This window comes from Sphingobium nicotianae, from assembly GCF_018603885.1.
In the GTDB taxonomy this organism is placed as follows: domain Bacteria; phylum Pseudomonadota; class Alphaproteobacteria; order Sphingomonadales; family Sphingomonadaceae; genus Sphingobium; species Sphingobium nicotianae.
The window spans coordinates 301279-318423 of sequence record NZ_JAHGAW010000002.1 but is presented as its reverse complement, the minus strand read 5'-3'; the positions used below and the strand labels follow the sequence as shown (position 1 = coordinate 318423).

Genomic DNA, 17145 nt, shown 5'->3' with positions numbered 1-17145 from the left:
CGTGATCTAACCCACTCCCTGTCATTCCCGCGAACGCGGGAATCCAGCATCACGAGCGCCGCCCTGTCGGAGTCTGGATCCCCGCGTTCGCGGGGATGACGATGGGAATATGCGGGGGCGCTCGACTTAATGCGCCGCGTCGATGAACCCGACTTCGCCCTTGTCGCTGATCGGATTGCGATCATTCTGCGCGCAGATGAATTCGAGCTGGTCCTGTGCCCGCTCGCGCGAGAAGAGATAGGTCGAGTGCCAGGGCGCCGCGAGCGCCAGCGGGTCTTCGAAGGTGTTTTCGACGACGAGGACGTCCTTGTTGGCCGGATCGAGATGGATGCGCTCGGTGATCTTCACCTTGTCGCTGTGGCTGATCCCCCAGCGGCCCATGATACCGCCCTCGCGCAGGCCGACCGTGGTGACGACCAGCGTGCTTCCCTCCCAATGGCCGACCGAGAAGCCGTTATAGGTCGGGTCCGGATCTTCGGGCAGCGGCCGCCCGTCGGTGAAGATACGGCGCACCTGCATATAGGCCTCCTGGATCATGGTGACGCGGCCGGGCGTGAACAGGAACTCGATGTCATAGGGCTGCGTCATGACGCCCGGCATGCCCGGCGGCTCGCAGGCCGAGGCGCGCCGCTCGACCTTGAGTTGCGCTTCGGGATCGCCGCTTTTGATCAGCGCCTGGATCTCGTCGTAGAGCGTCTTGTATTTGCCGATCAGCCTGGGAATTTCGGGCTTCGGCGCGCCCGGCATAGGAAGCCAGATGCCGCGCCAGTCTGGCAGGCTCTGCAGGGCGGCATAGCTCACCTGCTCGGCCGCCGAGGGCCAGATCTTGCCCGCCGCCTCGCTCTGCGCCGCGACCGGGGCCGCCTGTTCGGCCGCCACGGGCAGGGCGGCGAACGCGGCCAGCATCACGCCGAGCGGCAGGAAGCCAGGCCGCATCATTCTCATCCCGCTCATCCGCTCCGGCCTATTTATTCTCGAGGATCTTGCTGTCGGGCAGCACCACCTTGACGAGCGACCCACCGGTCTTGCCGTTGAGCAGCGGATGATAGGTGACGGTGACCTTGTCGCCGGGCTTGAGCGAGCTGCGCCGCCAGCCGCTCAGCACCAGATTGTTTGGGCTGGTCATCTCGAGCGCCCAGTTGGCCCTGGTGCCGCTCTTGTCGGCCATGTCGACATGCATCCAGGCGTGCGGATTGGTCCAGCGGAAGTCGGTGACGACGCCTTCGGCCGTCACGTCCTTCTTCATGTCGAACATCGCGAAGCTGTGATGAGCGATCGCGGGGACGGCGAGTGCGGCCACGGCCAGCATCGCGACAGATTTGATGCGCATCTCTGGCGACCTCCTCAATTGGCTGACGGCACGTTGATGGGCTTGCCGCTGGACGGCCGCACATCGGCGAGGACACTGCCGTCCGGCAGGACGACCTTGTTGAACAGGCCGCCCTTCTTGCCGTTGCGCAGCGGATTGAGCGTCACGGTCACGGTCTGGCCGGGCTTCAGCGACGAGCGCCGCCAGCCCTGGCGAGTGAGGTTGTTGGGGCTGTTGAGCTCGATGCTCCAGCGATCGCTCGCGCCCTGCCCGTTGGGGACATCCAGCTCGATGAAGGCATGAGGATTGGTCCACTGGAATTCGACGACCTGCCCCTTGAGCGACACCGTCTTGTTCTGGTCGAACATCGCGAAACTATGATGCGCTGCCGTGGGCATCGCGATCATCGCCGTCGCCAGCGCGGCTGCGGCCAGGAGAGACTTGCTCTTCGTCACATCGGTTCCTTTGATCATTTCTTCTTCTCGCGCTCGTCCAGCTCCTGCTGGCCGCGATCGGTGCCGGGGAGATTGGCGTTGCGCGCCTCGGTGCATTCGACTTCGCCGATGTCGGCCTGGGTGACGCGATCCCACCGCTTGGTGTTGCGCCACTCGCCCTTCCACATCCTGGGATCGGTCATGATATATTCGATCTCCAGCGTGTTGCCGCCGTTGATCATCCGGATGCGCTCGACCATGTGGAATTCGTCGCTGATCGGCAGGCCGACATCGATCCAGTGATGATCGGTCTCGAATCCCTGGGTGTCGACGACCAGCGTGTCTCCCTCCCAATGGCCGATCGATTCGCCGTTATAGGTCGGCACGTAGATGTCCGGATCGGTATGCGGCCGGCCGTCGAGGAAGATGGTGCGGAAGCTGTTGGTGAAGCCCGCGACCATGTAGATGGCGGTCGGCACCTGCACGAACATGATCGGCCAGACCCGCGTCATGATCATCGGCATGCCGGCCGGATAGCATTGCCCGATGCTGTCCCGATAATTCTCGCCCCGCGCCCGCGCCGCCGCGCCCTCGATCTGCGCCTTCTTCCCCTCCTCGAAAAACTCGGGATAGGGCGGACCGAACATGAACTTGTTGAACCCCTCGGAGAGGTCGACGAACCAGGTGCCGGTCATGTCGAAGCCGGGCTTGGGGCGCTTCTTCGCAAGATTGTCCGGATCGAGCGCTCCGGCGAGGCCAGGGTGACGCTGCTGCATGATCTCCAGCTGCTCCGGACTGAGGCGACGATTGCGGTCCGTCGTCTGTGCATGCAGGGGGACCGCCAGCAGCAGAGCGCTCGCCGCAACCGCCAGCACATCGCGGCATAATCCGGTCCGGAACCGGGACGCGCACTTCGCAGCCATGCTCATTTCTCTCCCGCTCCCTTGCGCACGGACGTCCCCGGCCAACGCTGGCCGCGCCAAACCCTCGACAAGTTGGAGCCCCGTGATTCGTTACAGTTGACAAATCAACCGTCACCGTTGATCAGTCAATAGCGAGACGGACGTTACAGAAAAACGATGAACGTACGGAACGTTTCAGATTGCGGTTAGCCGCGGGTTTTCTCGCAAAACTGCAGGCGGAACAGGGGGAGAGGATGATGAAGACATTCGGGACTCGGTCCAGGATTCGGGCCGATATGATTCGCGCCGCCGCGCTGGCGGGCACTGCCATGATGGGGCTGCAGGGCGGAACGCTGCACGCACAGGCAACGCAGCCGCAGGCTTCCGGCGACAATGACGTCGGCATTCAGGACATCATCGTCACCGCGGAACGCCGCGCGACCAACCTCCAGAATACGCCGCTGTCGATCATCGCGGTGACGCAGGAGACTCTTGAGGCCAAGGGCATCCAGGATCTGCAGGATCTCTCCCATTTCACGCCGAATCTCAGCATCTCCCCCACCCGCGGCGGCGGCAGCAGCGCGGCCAGTTTCGTGATCCGCGGCATTTCGGGTGGCGGCGGCGCGACGGGCGAGCGCGGTGTCGGCCTCTATGTCGACGGCATCTATATGCCGCGCACGAGCGGCGCCGTCCTGCGCGTGCTCGACGTCGACCGGATCGAGGTGCTGCGCGGGCCACAGGGGACGCTGTTCGGCCGCAACTCGACCGGCGGCGCCATCCGCATCTTCAGCAAGCAGCCGACCGACCGGTTCGAGGGTTCGCTGGAAGGCGTGGTCGGCACCTTCAAGCATAGCGACGTGATCGGGATGGTGAACATCCCCATCGGCAACGGTTTCGCGCTGCGCGCACAGGGCGCCTATCTCTATCAGGACGGCTTCGTCAGCCGTGGAACGCAGAAGCTCGGCATGCAGGAAGACTATGTCGCGCGCGTGCAGCTGCGCGGCGAACTTGCGCCCGGCCTGACCGCCACTTGGGGCTTCCTCTACAACAAGTCCAAGGAGAACGCGACGCCGTGGGTCATGCAGGAATTCGACATGCGCCCCGGCATCGACGGTATCATCCAGGGCAATTATGGCGACTGGCTAAACGACTCGTTCAAGGCGGCCGGCCAAGCGCCGCTTGCCGCCTATAATGATCCGCGTCTCGTCAAAGGCCCCTATCAGGCGCCCGACGTCTGCCTGATGGATGATTTCAACCCGGACTATGACGCGGCCTGCGACCAGTATAATAATGACGAATATTGGCAGGCGGATCTCAACGTCAATTGGTCGCTCAGCGATACGGTGAGCCTCCACTCCATCACCGGCTATTCGAAGCTCAAGCACCGCGCCGTGACCGACTGGGAACTTATCGGCATGGAAATGCGCTACGACATCCTCAACTCGCGCGTCTTCTACCAGGAATTGCAGCTCAATGCGGCGCTGTTCGGCGGCGCGGTCGATCTGGTCGCGGGCGGCACCTATTTCCACGAGAAGAGCGGCGCGCCCTATAACTATATCGTGAATCGTCGTGGTACGAGCAACTATCCGGCTACGCCGGGCACACCAGCGAACGCCGATGGTGGTCTTTATACGCGCACGATCAGCGACGTCTTCCAGACCTCGGACTCCGTCGGGCTGTTCGCGAGCGGCACCTGGCACGTCACCGACAAGCTCAACCTGACCGCCGGCTTGCGCCACGCCTGGGATCACAAGGATTATACGCAGACGCGCTATCCGCCGCCCGCGACACCCTATCAGACACCCGACTTCACCGTCGCGCCCGGGACATCCTCGACGACCGTCAACGCCAGCGCGCCGTTTCGCGCGCTCGATTACCGCGCGACGATCGACTATCACTTCACCGACGACATCATGGCTTATGCCACGATCTCCAAGGCCTATAAGGCCGGCTCGTTCAGCTACACGGTGCTTGGCTGGACTGCGACCAACAACGCAACGGGAGCCAACCAGAGCCCGCTGGTCAAGCCCGTCCCGAACGAAGAGGTGGTCAATTACGAGTTCGGCTTCAGGACGACCCTGTTCAATCGTCGCCTGCGGCTCAACCCGACCGCTTTCCTGATGCACTATACCGATCGCCAGGCCGTGATCCGCGTCAATTGCGGCACGGGTCCGCTGGCGCAGATCGTGCCCGGCAGCGCGGCCTGTCCCGTAGGCTTCATTCCGACCCTGCAGGATCAGGGCGACGCCTGGATCCGCGGCATCGAGGTCGACGGCCAGCTCGTGGTCGCGCCCGGCCTGACGGTCGACGGCAGCCTGGGACTTACCGCCTACACGCTCAAGAATCCGCCGGCCGGGACGACCCACCTCTATCCGGACATTCCCACGCCGACCTACAATATCGGCGCGACCTACACGACGCGCATGGGCGCGGGCAAGGCGACGCTGAACGTCAATTATGCCTATGTCGGCAAGCAATCCGTCTATCCGGACGATACGGCGGATTCGGGCTATATCCTGCCCTCCTACGGGCTGGTCAATGCGCGGGTGCAGATCCAGCCGACCGCTCTGCCCATCACCCTCACCATCTATGCGAACAACCTGCTCGACAAGGTCTATGCGACCTATGCGCAGCGCTTTGGCGGCGGCTTCTGGGATTCGGGCGCGGGTACCGGCATCGCTGCTCCTCCGCGCAATGCACTCAGCGTCGTGCGCGGCCGCCCGAGCGACATCGGCGTCTCGCTGAAGTTCAACTTCTGATCGAAGGGAGAGGGGCGCCCACGCGTCCCTCTCCTGCCAACCGGGCAACAGCTCTCCGTCCAGCACCGTGAAGCGAAGATCGTCGGCGACACACGCCGTCACGACGATCCTTCGTGTCGGGTGCAACCTTGCGCTCTGGACATCATGCCGCTCCAATCATAACCGTTGACTGATCAACAGTTTTGGATAAAGTCCGGTTTCCAACTTGCCCGGAAGTGCGCGCCCGGCGCGGACTTCCTTCGAGGATCGATCATGACCCAATGGATCAACGAGCTGGTCACCTGGCTCGAAACCACCAGCGTTCATCAGACGATGCAGACCGTCGAATGGGCCGTGCCCGCCGTCCAGACCATCCACATCCTGGCGATCGCCGCCGTGTTCGCCTCGTCGCTCGCGCTGTCGCTGCGCACGCTGCAACTCGCCGGGAGCGACTGGTCGCCGGCACAATGGGGCCGGCGACTGGACGGCTGGATCGGCTGGGGACTGGCGGTGCTGCTTGTGTCCGGCGTGACGATGATCTGCGGCGAGCCCGCCCGATCCCTGAACAATTTCCTGTTCCAGACGAAGATGCTCCTGCTGCTGGTCGCTATCGCCCTGTTCCTGGCGCTGTCACGCTCGGTCCGGGGGCTCGTCCAGCCGGAACAGCGCACGCCGGGCGGTGTCCGTCTGCTGGCGATCCTGCTCGTATCGGTCTGGATCGCGATCATCATCTGTGGGCGCTGGATCGCTTATACCTGAACGATCGGGGGATATTGATGTACGACTTACTGGACGCCATCGGATCGAGCGCCATCGGCGATTTCATGGCGGTCGATCCGTCTGCCTTCCCGGCCGTCGAGACGGTGCATGTGATTGCCATCACCACGGTCATCGGCCTCATCGCGATCGTCGACCTGCGGCTGATCGGCCTTGCCGGGGTCAGCTATCCGATCAGCCGGCTGAGCCGCGCGCTGCTGCCGCCGACCTGGATCGCCTTCATCCTCGCGGGTATCACGGGGACATTGCTCTTCACGTCCCAGCCGGTCACCTATTTCGACAATATGGCGTTCCGCATCAAGCTGGCGCTGATGCTGCTCGCCGGGATCAATATGCTGGTGTTCCACTATCTCACGATGCGCAACATCGCGGCGTGGGACCGGGGCGGACCGATCCCTGCTGCGGCGAAGCTGGCGGGCCTGTTGTCCCTTTCCATCTGGATTCTGGTCGTCGCTTGCGGCCGCTGGATCGGCTTCACCACGGCGCCTTTCTGAGGCGCAACCCGTTCAGCCAGATCAATCCTTGGACCGGCGGGAACGCGGGGCTCCAGCCGTCCGGATTCGCGTACTCCGTCGTTCGTCCACCCGGATCGCGATGCCTTCCAGCGCCCGGTTGAAGTTATGCCGCTCTTCCTGGGTCATATCCTGCATGATGTAAGAGAAATAGGCGTCGCGCGTGGCGACGACGCCGTCGAATACGACCCGTCCGGCAGGGGTCGCGATGATCCTCATCTTTTGGCGGTGGCTGTCATCCGGCTCGCGCTGGATCAGATCCGCCTTGAGCAGGCGCGAGACGGCACGGCTGACCTCGGCGCGGTCCGTCTCGAAAACGGCGCAGATCTCGGCGGCGCTGGACGAGCCCCGCGTGCAGGTGATGCTCAGCACACGCCACTCGGCGACCGAGATGTTGAACGCTGATTGCAGGTCGCGCGCCGTTTCCCGTTCGATCTTACGCGCCAGCAGCAGCACGCGATGCGGGATGAAATAATCTCCGCCGTTTTGGTTCCACGCAAGGGGCAAGGCCATAGCCGCCTCTGTTGGCGCGTGCGTGGCCGAAATGCAACTATGATCGGCGGAACGCCGCCGCCGTCCTGCTACGAGACATCGAGATCGGCGACGTCGGGGCGGTGCAGATGATGCCAGTTCTCCCGCCCGCTCAAGGGGTTCATGCCCGCGGGACCGGCCATGGTCGGTCCAGTAATCGCTGTCCGCGCGGCGATCGCTCCGGACGCGCACTCGCCCCAAGCAACTCCGGACGCAGGCCTGCCTCGATCGTCGCCATGCTCACCTGTCCCTCTTTGTCTTTGGAACCTCTTATGCCGGGCTGGCTGACAGGAGACCCTCTTTTCCCTGAACGGGTGGCGACCCCGAAACATTGTCGCAACACTGGCGAAACACATTAGTACAAATCCTGACTGGACCCGTCCCGCCTTCGCGAGCATTCCATCGCCATGAAGCATGTGAGTTCCGTGCTGTTCTGCACATTCCTCGTCTCCGCGTGCAGCGTCGGCCCGACCTATCGCCCGAGCAGTGCGGCCGATCTTGGCGTTCCCGATGGCTGGTCGGTGGTCGCGGCGCCCGCTGCCGAGGATCTGACGCGCTGGTGGAGCAAGTTCAACGATCCGGTACTGACCCGGCTGGTCGATCAGGCCTCGGCCTCCAACCTCGATCTGGCGCAGGCAATCGCGCGGCTGCGGCAGGCGCGCGAGCAGCTCGCAGTCAGCCAGGCGTCCCTGTTCCCGAGCCTCAGCGGTTCGGCCGGCTACAGCCGCACCGAGCCGATCCGTGGCGGCGTGACGACGACCACCCTGCCCAACGGCACGGTGACGACCACCGGCAGCGGTGGACGCAGCAGCTTTTCGCTCGGCCTCGACGCGAGCTACCAGGTCGATCTGTTCGGCGGCGTGCGCAGCGGCGTGGCGGCGAGCCGGGCGGACTATGAGGCGGCCGGCTTCGACTATGCGACCGTGCTTCTCTCGGTCGAGAGCGAGGTCGCGCGCAACTATGTGCTGGCGCGCGCCTATCAGGCTCAGCTCGACAATGCGAAGGCCAGCCTCGCCATCCAGGACGACAATCTGGAGATTGTCGGCTTTCGCGTGCAGGCCGGCCTCGTCTCCTCGCTGGACGCCGAACAGGCCCGCGCCAGCCGGGCGCAGACCGCCGCCGCCATCGCGCCGATCGAGCAGCAATATAATGCCGCCGTCTCGCGCATCGCCGTGCTGACCGGGCAGGCCCCGGGCGCGCTCAAGCCCTTGCTCGCCGCGCCGCAGCCAATCCCGGTCGGCCCGGCCGATGTCGCCGCCGGCATTCCCGCCAACATCCTGCGCCAGCGGCCGGACGTGCGCGCGGCGGAGCGCAACCTCGCCGCAGCGACGGCGCAGATCGGTGTCGCCAAGGCACAGCTTTTCCCCGCGCTCAATTTATCCGGCAGCCTGTCCGCCAACGCCGGCAACTTCAGCAGCGTGCTGGACACGATTACCGGCGGGCTCTTCGCCAGCCTCAGCCAGGTGATCTTCGACGGCGGCCGGCTCAGCGCCCAGGTCCGCGCCAGCCGCGCCGCGGCGGACGGTGCCTTCGCGGCCTACAAGTCGAGCGTCCTGACCGCGCTCGAGGATGTCGAGAATGCCGTCATGGCGCTGCGCTCGGCAACCGAGCGCGAGCAGCAGTTCGCCATCGCCTATGACGCGGCCAGCAATTCGGCGATCCTGGCGCGCAGCCAGTATCGCTCGGGCCTCACCGATTTCACCACGCTCAACACGCAGGAAGCGGCGCTCATCTCCGCGCGCAACGGGCTCGTCCAGGCCCGCTCGGACAAGGGGACGGCGCTGATCGCGCTTTATGGCGCGCTGGGTGGAGGATGGGATTCCGCCGTCACGCCGACCGCACCTGCCGCACCCCCCTCCGCATCCGCGCCCAACTGACCGGAAAAGACGAAGCCATGGCTGATCAGACCCTCGATGACTTTCTCGGCGTGAAGCAGCAGCCGGCCTGGCGCCGCTATATCAAATGGGGCGTCATCGCCGTGGTGATGCTCGTGCTGGTCCTGCTGCTGGCGCGCTGCTTCGGCGGATCGAGCAATCCCGACTATGCGACCGCGACGGTCGAGCGCGGCAATCTCGTCACCACAGTCGCCGCGACCGGCAAGCTGGCTCCCACCAATCAGGTGACGGTCGGCTCGCAATTGTCCGGCCTCGTCGTGAAGGTTCTGGTCGACGTCAACGACAAGGTCACGGCCGGCCAGGCCCTCGCCGAGATCGACCCCGAGCAGATCGAGGACCAGATCCGCCAGAGCAAGGCCCAGCTCGCCGCCAACCAGGCGCAGGTTGGGCAGGCCCGCGCAACCCTCGCCGAGGCGCAGGCCCAGCTCGCGCGCTATAAGGAAGTCGCGAAGCTCTCGGGCGGCCGCGTGCCGGCCGAGACGGAGATGCAGACGGCGGAAGCCAACGTCCAGCGTGCCGTTGCCGCACTCAATGTCGCGCAGGCCAACGTCCTGGCCAGCCAGGCCTCCCTCTCGCAGAACCAGACCCAGCGTGCCCGCGCGATCATCCGCTCGCCGGTCTCCGGCGTCGTGCTCGCGCGGCAGGTCGATCCCGGTCAGACCGTCGCCGCCTCGTTCAACACGCCGACCTTATTCGTGATCGCGGAGGATCTCTCCAAGATGAAGCTTGAGGTCGCGATTGACGAGGCGGATGTCGGCTCGGTCCAGAATGGGCAGCGCGCGACCTTCACCGTGGATGCCTTCCCCGGCCAGACCTTCCCCGCGACGATCTCGCGCGTCGACATCGGCTCCAACCTCTCGGCAAGCTCGGCCAGCTCCTCCTCGTCGACCACGAGCAGCAGCACGACGGCCAATCAGGTTGTCTCCTATTCGGCGGATCTCACCGTCGACAATGCCAGACTCACGCTCCGACCGGGCATGACCGCAACGGCCGACATCGTCACGTCGGACAAGAAGAATGTGCTGCTGGTGCCCAATGCGGCGTTGCGCTTCACGCCGGCGGCGACGACCAGCAGCCAGTCCGGGGGTATTACCGGTGCGCTCACCATCCGGCCCGGCCGCCGGGGCGCAGGCGCCGAGCGCACCGCCACGCTCGGCCGCGGCGCGACGCAGACCGTCTATGTGAAGGACGAGGACGGCAAGCCCAGGGCGATTCAAATCACCACCGGCGATACGGATGGCTTCCATACCGAAATACTCTCGGGTGATCTCAAGCCGGGCATGGAAGTCATCACCAGCCAGCTCGCCTCAGGCGGATCGGCGAAACAAAGCGGGTCATCGCGCCAGAGCACCGGTAACGGCGCGGGCGGCAGCTCCGGCCAACGCCAGCAGGGCCGCGCAGGGGGCAATGGTGGCTGAGGACAGCTTCATCTCCCTGCGGGGCATCACCAAGGTCTATGGCGAAGGCGCGACCGCCTTCCAGGCGCTCAAGGGCGTCGATCTCGACGTTGCTCAAGGTGATTTCGTGGCGGTCATGGGGCCATCGGGCTCCGGCAAGTCCACGGCCATGAACATCATCGGCTGCCTCGACGTGCCCACCTCAGGCACCTTTCGGTTCAAGGGCTTTCCCGTCGAGACGCTGGACCGCGATCAGCGCGCGCTGCTGAGGCGCAAATATCTCGGCTTCGTATTCCAGGGCTTCAATCTGCTCGCGCGCACCTCCGCGCTGGAGAATGTCGAACTGCCCCTGCTCTATCGCGGCGATCCCAAGGCCGAGCGGCGCGAGACGGCAATGAACGCGCTCGACAAGGTCGGCCTGAAAGAATGGTGGGACCATACCCCCGCCGAGCTCTCCGGCGGGCAGCAACAGCGCGTCGCGATCGCCCGCGCACTGGTGACCAATCCCGACGTGCTGCTTGCCGATGAGCCAACCGGCAATCTCGACAGCGAGCGTTCCGTGGAGATCATGGAATTGCTCGCCGCCCTCAACCGGGAGGCGGGCATCACCGTTCTCATGGTGACGCACGAGCCTGACATGGCGTCCTTCGCGCGCACGATCGTCCATTTCAAGGATGGCCTGGTCGACCGGATCGAGCAGGGCAACGGAGCGAAGGCGGTGACGCCATGAGTGCGACCATCCAATCTCCCCTCCTCTTCAGAGGAGGAGGCGAGTGTGGTGGTGCGCAGCATTGGTTGCGCAGCAACATATTGGTACCCTCCAGCACCACCCCCGCATGGGGTGAACAGCGCCCCGCGCTGTTCAGGTCATGCCGGGGGCATGACCGGCCCGATGCGCCTCCTCTGAAGAGGAGGGGCTAAGAAGATGCTCGGTACGACCTTCCTCCTCGCGCTGCGCTCGATCCTGCGCCACAAGCTGCGCTCGTTCCTGACCACGCTCGGCATCATCATCGGCGTCGCGGCCGTGGTGACAATGGTGACGCTGGGCAAGGCGACGACCGCCGCCGTGCAGCAGCAGATCGCCGCGCTCGGCACCAACATCCTGCAGGTGCGGCCGGGGCAAGGCTTCGGGCGTGGCGGCGGCGGCCCACGCCCGCCGGATTTCGAGCCGGCCGACGTCACCGCGATCCAGCAACAGGTGACGGGCGTCACCGCCGTCGCCCCGCAGGCGCAGTCGACCGCGACGGCGATCTATGAGGGCGCCAACTGGTCGACGACGATCAACGGGACGACCTCGGCCTATTTCGTCGTGCAGCCCTGGCCGCTGACCGCCGGGCGCCTGTTCACGCCGGCCGAGGAAGGCGCCGGCAAGGCCGTCTGCATCATCGGCTCGACCGTCGCGAAGAACCTGTTCCGCAATGTCGAGCCCATCGGCAAGCGCTTCCGCATCGGTGACATCAGCTGCGATGTCATCGGCCTGCTCTCGACGCGCGGCCAGGCAGGGTTCGGCGGCGATCAGGACGATGTCGTGATCATGCCGCTCAAGACGGTGCAGCGCCGTTTCACCGGCTCGACCGACGTGCGGATGATCCTCGTCGGCGTTGATCAGGCCTATTCGACGGCGCAGGTCACCTCGACGCTGACGGACCTGCTGCGCGACCGTCGCCACCTGACCGGCGGCAAGCCGGACGACTTCAACATCTTCGACACCAAGCAGATCAGCGACACGCTCACCAGCACCACGACCATGTTGACCCAGATCGTCGCGGCGGTGGCGGGCATCAGCCTCGTCGTCGGCGGTATCGGCATCATGAACATCATGCTCGTCTCGGTGACCGAGCGCACCCGCGAGATCGGCATCCGCCTGGCCATCGGGGCCGTCGCGAGCGAGGTGCTGATGCAGTTCCTGGTCGAGGCGGTCGTGCTGTCCTGCCTTGGCGGTGTCATCGGACTCCTGATCGCCCAGCTTGTCATCGGTGTCCTCACCCCCGTCATGCAGGTGCCCTGGACCTTCGATCCGCAGATCAATGCCTTCGCCTTCCTGATTTCGGGCGTGATCGGCGTGGTCTTCGGCTATTTCCCGGCGCGGCGCGCGGCCAGTCTCAACCCGATCGACGCGCTGCGCCACGAATGAGCGTCATCGCGCCCGGGCGAACGCCGCCGCGCACAAGGTGAGACCGGCCGAGAGGTAAAGCGCGGCCTCGGCGCCGAGCTGCGGGAAACGCAGCGCCAGGGCAGCGAGCAGCGCGCCGATCGTCTGGCCGGTGAGCCGGCAGGTCGATTGCATGCCGGACGCGGCACCGGCGCGATCGAGCGGCCCGGTGCGCAGCATCACATTGTTGTTGGGCGACTGGAACAGCCCGAAGCCGAGGCCGCAGCAGGCCAGAGCCGCAGCAAGCGCCGCGAGCGGCGCATGATGCCGGATCATGACCGCCAGCGCCACCAGCGCGGCGGCATTGAGACAGAGCCCCAGCGCGCTCATCAGCCCGGCCCAGTGCTTGTCCGCCATGTGCCCGGCGACCGGGGAAGACAAGGCGATCATGATCGGCAGGGACAGCAGCAGGAAGCCGACGGTGGCGACATCGAGATGCAGCTGGCCTTCGAGCAGGAACGGCAGCGAGACCAGCATGCACATCTGCGCCGCGAAGGCGCAGATCGACGCGCCATAGGCCTTCTGCATGCGCTTGATCCGGATGAGGTCGAAGGGGATCATCGGCCGCGTGTTCGACCGGCTCCGCGCCACCAGCGCGGCGCCCGCGGCGAGCCCGGTCAGCATGCACCCGGCGAGCCACAGCGACGGCCCGCCATGCACCGCTTCCGAGGCGGCGAGGAAGAGCGCGCAGAACATGATCGCGTTCAGCGCCGCACCGGGATAGTCGAACGTGGAGGTTGCCGCCGGCGTGCGCGGCCCGAAGCCCAGGACCAGAGCGAGCGCGAGCAGGCCGATCGGCACGTTCACCAGAAAGAGCCAGGGCCAGTCCGCAATGGTCAGCAGGAAGCCGGCAAGGCCGGGGCCGGCCGCAGCGGTGCACGAGACGACGACCGCATTATAGGCAATGCCGCGGCCCAGCAGCGCGCGCGGCCAGACGAACCGGAGCTGCGCACCGTTCACGCCCATCATCGCCGCCGCGCCGAGGCCCTGAACGAAGCGGAACGCGGCCAGCGCTTCGAGTCCCGGCGCGAACGCGCAGCAGACCGACATCAGGATGAACAGCACGAGCCCACCGAGATAGACGCGGTGATAGCCCAGCCGCTCCCCCAGCGCCGCCATCGGCAGCAGCGTCATCACGATCGCGATCTGATAGGCGGTGACGATCCAGGTCGTCGTCGCCGAGCTGACCGAGAGGTCGCGGGAGATGGTCGGCAGCGCGATGTTGACGATCGAGGAATCGATGACCGACATCGCCATGCCGATCCACAGGCCCGCCGCCGCCCAGGTGCGGCGCGGCGTTGGCAGGCCGTCCAGCTCGGCGGCATTCTCACGAAAGGTCACGGTCATGCCGGCGCAGATGCCGGGGAAGCCCGGCCTTGCCAAGCGCTATCGGCAGGGAACCGATCGGCCCGAGCAGCAACCGTCCGTTCGCGTCGAACGGGAAGGGTGCGGAACACCTCTAGACGCGCGCGGCACGGCCTTTCGCGCTCGGGCCGCCATTCGCGAGATAGCGCAGCAGATGGCGACCGGGCACGAAGAAGTAGCCGCCGCCGCGCAACGTCACGAAGTTGGGCATCGGCGCCAGCGCGACCGGGCCGGTGCGCACCGGGACGGTGAAGCCATTGCTCCCGGCCGTGCCGGCGACGGCGATCGGGTCGGTCTCCGCATCCAGCCCGTGGAATTTCACGCTCCCCATCCAGGTCTGCTGGATGAATTCGAACTGCCGCTCGATGTCGGCATTGAGGCACATGAACATGAGGCCGGACGAGCGCCCTTCGCGCGCCGCGAAGCCGCGCCCGATCCGCAGGATGCGGTGGCGGTTGGTGATCTCGACCTGCTCCATGGACCCCGGATCGAGGCTGTCGCGCGGGTTGGCGCGGCGGACATGCGCGCCATAGGGGCAGCGCAGCCCCTGCGGGTCCTCGGTGCCGAACAGATAGTCATTGTCCGGCTTGACCGCCGGCGTCGCCGCCGCTTCCCGGTCGGCCGCCTCGATCGGCGTCGCAGCCATGTTGGCGGGGTGGGTCTTCTCGCGCTTGAGCTGCGGGGCGCTGGCCTTGCCGGAGAGCTGCTTGAGCCGGCTCGCCGACATATAGGGATTGCGCACCAGCGACGAGCCGTCGGTCCAGCGCCCGATCATCTTGGCGGCGATGAACTCCGCGTCGCAGATCACCGGCTCCGGAAAGCGCGCGGAGAAGCTCTTCGCCTGCGCCGTGCAATAGTCCCAGAAGCGCTCGTGATGCTGCTCGAGCTGGCGCACGACGAGGAAGCTGCCGTTCATGCCGACGAGGCGCGGGTTCGCGCCGATCTGATCCTCGAATTCATGATCGTCCCCCGCGATCGGCAGCATCATGGCGGGGTCGTCCTTCGCCCTGAGCATCGGGCCGGTCGGAATGCTCCGGCGATTGTCGGGATAGCCCAGGATGATCTCGCCCGGCTCGACGAGATGGATCGGATCGGCATTGCGCAGCCCGCGATAGGTGCCGCGAATGGCAGGCTGCGAGATGCCGTCGACGAAGCCGAACGGCTCCTTGCGGTCGGTCAGCTCCCCGGCGACCCGGACGAGATCGATCTGGTCGACGAGGCGCGCGCCGGGCGGCAGCGCCCTGGCGATCATGTCGGTCAGCGCCGCGACGGCTTCGACCGTGTCGCCATAGACCAGCAGGACGCCGTCGACGGCGTCCTTGTCCCACCACCAGTCCGCATTGGGATCGTCGCCCAGGATGCGGGCACGCCCCTCGCCGCGCATGCCGAGGAGAAACGCGGCCGGGAAGCTCTCGACCGCATCCTCGGGCAGGCCCAGCTTGGCAAGACCGCTGCAGGTGACGCCGATCGTCACCACCGCCTCGCGCGCGATATAGCGCCCGTCGTTGAAGCTCATCGCCGGGAAGATCTCGGCGAGCGCGGCCTGATTGGCGGCAATGTCGTCGCCCAGACGGATCGTAACGACCCGTCCCTCCGGCTTGAAACCCATGCCGCCAAAGACGATGCTCTGGATCTGCGGCGTATCGAGCTTCTCGGCCGGCCGCCGCGCGGAGCCGAACAGGGTCAACCACTCGGCCGCCTCCGTCTCGGTCTCGACATGCAGGCCACGGCGGATCGCCGCATGGTCGCGGATGTTGGCGGTCGTGAGCGTCGGATAGGCGCTGTACCAGAAGGGCGTGTAGCGCATGCTCTGCCGGGCGAAACGCTTGAACCGCTCGCCATCCGTCGCGCCGTCGAAGAACAGGTTGGTCGTGCGCGGAAAGCCGATGGTGTTGGACCAGGCGCCGGTCAGCCCCTCATGCGCCTTGGTGATGAAATCCTCCAGATAGCTTTCCCAGCTCCCGCCATAGTTGGAGAAGAAGAGCAGATCGCGCGTGCCCGGGATCGTCACCCAGCGCGCGAAATGGATGGTGCCGATGTCGCCGAGATGGCCGACGCGCGGATTGAGCGCCGTCCGCGCCGCAATGATCCAGAAAGCGAGCCGCGTGGTAAGATAGCGCAGCAGGCCGGGCTTGCGGATGGTGTGCGAGAGCATGTGGTTGTGCGCGTAGCCGGGCGCATTTTCGTGCGCGAACATCTCGCAGGCATCATCGAAGGTCGGCGCCGTGTCGGAGGGGACATCGGCCGCTTCCGCACGGGAGAAAGCGAGATAGACCATGAGCAGGAGGGTGACGACTTCCAGCACCAGCAACAGCGTGGCGTAGAGTGCGAACGCCACGCCGGTCGTGACCAGATGCGGCCAGGACGATCCGTCCACCGGCGGCCAGGGCCAGCCGCCGGCCGGCCAGGCCAACCAGACGGAGAGCGGCAGGAAGATCAGCAGCGCGGGCCACAGGAAGGTCTTGATGAAGCCCGGAATGAGCGCCTTGAGCGTTTCGCCGGGCGTCGGATCGGCGCGGGGATGCGGCGGCACCGGCGGCGGCGGCGCCTTCGCCCAGGACCATTGCGGATCCGCGGACAAAGCGGCGCGCACCGCCTCGAGATGCGCAAGCGCGGATGCCTGCTCCTCGTGCCCTGCCAGCAGGCGCGCGATCTCCCGCGCCAGTGCCGCCTCATTCTCGATCTCGCCGACCGTGCGCCCCGGAATACCCGCGAAGCAGAGTCCGGCGGTCTGGAACAGGCCATGCCCGACCGTCACCAGATGGCCGATCAGGAATGTCGCGAGATCCTCCTTCCGCAGGCTCTCCTTGGCGATCCGGAAGATCGGCAGGAACGCGTCCCCGGCCCGTGTCGCCAGCCGTTCGAGAATCTGTCGCGGTTCGCCATCGGCCGACATTTCCAGCACCAGATAGCCCCGCCCCGGCCTATGCGAGCGAATGGCGTGGAGGCTCCCGAAATGGACGAACTTCTCCTCCTCCAGCGTCGGATCGCCGGCGATGGCGAGGCCGACCTCGCGGGCCGGATTGCCGAGCGACGTGTCGATGAGCGCCTGCGCGGCCTCGACCTGCGCGGCGTCGATCCGCACGGCAACGGTGATCATCGATTGCGTCATGGACGCGTCCTTTCTGTCGGA

General features: G+C 65.9%; 14 protein-coding genes. 7 read left to right on the top strand and 7 right to left on the bottom strand.

Annotated elements, in window-relative coordinates; genetic code table 11:
- Positions 1 to 126: 126 nt before the first annotated feature.
- Genes KK488_RS04235 through KK488_RS04220 form a run of 4 tightly spaced genes read right to left on the bottom strand, consistent with a single transcriptional unit; the run spans position 127 to position 2672 of the window.
- Positions 127 to 939: a hypothetical protein gene (locus KK488_RS04235; RefSeq protein ID WP_214621878.1), complete on the bottom strand. Its 813-nt coding sequence runs from the start codon at positions 937 to 939 to the stop codon at positions 127 to 129.
- A 25-nt stretch (positions 940 to 964) separates the two neighbouring features.
- On the bottom strand, positions 965 to 1330 hold the full coding sequence (locus KK488_RS04230; RefSeq protein WP_214621877.1) for a DUF6152 family protein: 366 nt from the start codon (positions 1328 to 1330) through the stop codon (positions 965 to 967).
- 14 nt (positions 1331 to 1344) lie between these two features.
- Positions 1345 to 1764: a DUF6152 family protein gene (locus KK488_RS04225; protein ID WP_214621876.1), complete on the bottom strand. Its 420-nt coding sequence runs from the start codon at positions 1762 to 1764 to the stop codon at positions 1345 to 1347.
- A gap of 14 nt (positions 1765 to 1778) precedes the next feature.
- Positions 1779 to 2672 (bottom strand): hypothetical protein, encoded by an 894-nt coding sequence (locus tag KK488_RS04220; protein WP_214621875.1) that lies wholly within the window; start codon positions 2670 to 2672, stop codon positions 1779 to 1781.
- Between the two features lie 269 nt (positions 2673 to 2941).
- Here KK488_RS04220 and KK488_RS04215 point away from each other — a divergent pair, with 269 nt between their 5' ends.
- The 3 genes from KK488_RS04215 to KK488_RS04205 all read left to right on the top strand — a co-directional run bounded on the left by KK488_RS04215 (position 2942) and on the right by KK488_RS04205 (position 6654).
- Complete coding sequence (locus KK488_RS04215) at positions 2942 to 5404, top strand: TonB-dependent receptor (protein ID WP_214621874.1); 2463 nt, start codon at positions 2942 to 2944, stop codon at positions 5402 to 5404.
- A gap of 252 nt (positions 5405 to 5656) precedes the next feature.
- Complete coding sequence (locus tag KK488_RS04210) at positions 5657 to 6142, top strand: DUF6644 family protein (protein ID WP_214621873.1); 486 nt, start codon at positions 5657 to 5659, stop codon at positions 6140 to 6142.
- A 17-nt stretch (positions 6143 to 6159) separates the two neighbouring features.
- Positions 6160 to 6654 (top strand): DUF6644 family protein, encoded by a 495-nt coding sequence (locus KK488_RS04205; protein WP_214621872.1) that lies wholly within the window; start codon positions 6160 to 6162, stop codon positions 6652 to 6654.
- A gap of 21 nt (positions 6655 to 6675) precedes the next feature.
- Here KK488_RS04205 and KK488_RS04200 read toward each other — a convergent pair whose 3' ends face one another.
- Positions 6676 to 7128 carry a MarR family winged helix-turn-helix transcriptional regulator gene (locus KK488_RS04200; RefSeq protein ID WP_214621871.1) on the bottom strand — a complete coding sequence of 151 codons (453 nt, stop codon included), beginning with the start codon at positions 7126 to 7128 and terminating at the stop codon, positions 6676 to 6678.
- A gap of 482 nt (positions 7129 to 7610) precedes the next feature.
- Here KK488_RS04200 and KK488_RS04195 point away from each other — a divergent pair, with 482 nt between their 5' ends.
- From KK488_RS04195 to KK488_RS04180, 4 genes are all read left to right on the top strand, one after another.
- Positions 7611 to 9080, top strand: coding sequence for an efflux transporter outer membrane subunit (locus tag KK488_RS04195; RefSeq protein ID WP_214621870.1), 1470 nt, complete (start codon positions 7611 to 7613; stop codon positions 9078 to 9080).
- 17 nt (positions 9081 to 9097) lie between these two features.
- Entirely contained in the window at positions 9098 to 10516 is a 1419-nt protein-coding gene (locus KK488_RS04190; protein ID WP_214621869.1) for an efflux RND transporter periplasmic adaptor subunit, read from the top strand.
- Positions 10509 to 11225 (top strand): ABC transporter ATP-binding protein, encoded by a 717-nt coding sequence (locus KK488_RS04185; protein WP_214621868.1) that lies wholly within the window; start codon positions 10509 to 10511, stop codon positions 11223 to 11225. The genes KK488_RS04190 and KK488_RS04185 overlap by 8 nt, the downstream gene beginning before the upstream one ends.
- Before the next feature lie 195 nt (positions 11226 to 11420).
- Complete coding sequence (locus tag KK488_RS04180) at positions 11421 to 12629, top strand: ABC transporter permease (RefSeq protein WP_214621867.1); 1209 nt, start codon at positions 11421 to 11423, stop codon at positions 12627 to 12629.
- A gap of 3 nt (positions 12630 to 12632) precedes the next feature.
- On the opposite strand, the gene KK488_RS04175 is transcribed toward KK488_RS04180, so the two are convergent.
- Together KK488_RS04175 and KK488_RS04170 are read right to left on the bottom strand one after the other, a co-directional pair.
- Complete coding sequence (locus tag KK488_RS04175; RefSeq protein ID WP_214621866.1) at positions 12633 to 13994, bottom strand: MFS transporter; 1362 nt, start codon at positions 13992 to 13994, stop codon at positions 12633 to 12635.
- 112 nt (positions 13995 to 14106) lie between these two features.
- A complete protein-coding gene (locus KK488_RS04170; RefSeq protein ID WP_214621865.1) occupies positions 14107 to 17124 on the bottom strand; it encodes a Dyp-type peroxidase in 3018 nt (1005 codons plus the stop codon).
- Positions 17125 to 17145: the final 21 nt, after the last annotated feature.